Source organism: Mesorhizobium sp. M5C.F.Ca.IN.020.29.1.1, from assembly GCF_003997375.1.
GTDB lineage: Bacteria > Pseudomonadota > Alphaproteobacteria > Rhizobiales > Rhizobiaceae > Mesorhizobium > Mesorhizobium wenxiniae.
In genome coordinates this window covers 1-823 of the sequence record NZ_RZSW01001088.1, presented here as the reverse complement: position 1 = coordinate 823, position 823 = coordinate 1, and the positions used below count along the sequence as shown (strand labels likewise).

Annotated in this window: 1 pseudogene; it reads left to right on the top strand. The window is 57.7% G+C overall.

Going from position 1 to position 823, the window contains the following annotated elements:
• A pseudogene (locus EOA85_RS36385) lies at positions 1–197 on the top strand (response regulator); the annotation flags it as partial.
• Positions 198–823: the final 626 nt, after the last annotated feature.

The following is an 823-nucleotide window of genomic DNA, read 5'->3' as shown; positions in this document are numbered from 1 at the left end:
ACGTTAACCCTCGGGAATGAACTGTCACGCCGCTAGCAGAGATCTTGAAAGCGCGAGATGTGCCTTTCGCCGTGGCAAGCGCCTATGACAAGCCCGAGCAAGTCGGCGGCGAGGTTCTGGCTGGAGCACCCAATGCCGGTAAACCGACTGGCGAGCGTCGTCTTCTGGCTGCGTTGGCGCAACTGACGGTGTACTGAGCATCTCTAAAGGAGCGTTTCTGGCTGTAGCGGGCAGAGTTCATGCCCGGAACTAGATCGAAGAGAAGTGCCCGCCCGGTGAGTTGCCGAGCGAGGAAGCCGTCTTGCTGCTCTATGGCCCAGAGCCGATCCACGAGGGGCGAACCCCTTGCCAAGGCGATCATTGAGACGATGGAAAGGCTGAACCGATGAGCGTCAAAACGGCTCGCCGATGCCAACCGGCACCTTGCGACTAGCCTTTCCTGATCAGAAAGCGGGCCTCTCGCATAAGCGACGGCCAGTCGTTCCCCAGAAGGGCGATAAGCTCGCGAGCCTGCTCTTCGGTTATAAGGGCTCGCTGACCAAGCGCCGGAGAACAGAATTGTCATGTGCGCTGGGTGTTCTGTCCTGCTCGTCAGTACTTGCAAAATCCCACTAGCGGGCGCAACGCAAGCGTCCGGCGATAGTTCCGTCAATAAATGACTCGCTAATGTTCATTAAAGGCGTACACTTTCCACGTCGCCCGCACCTTTTCCGGCAAGCGGGCGCTTGATAGCCAACTCAGGTGCTACCGCCCCATCTAAGCGGGAGACTGAAATGGCACAAAACCACTCAGCTTGTGCGATATCGGCCTTCGATTGCGATAT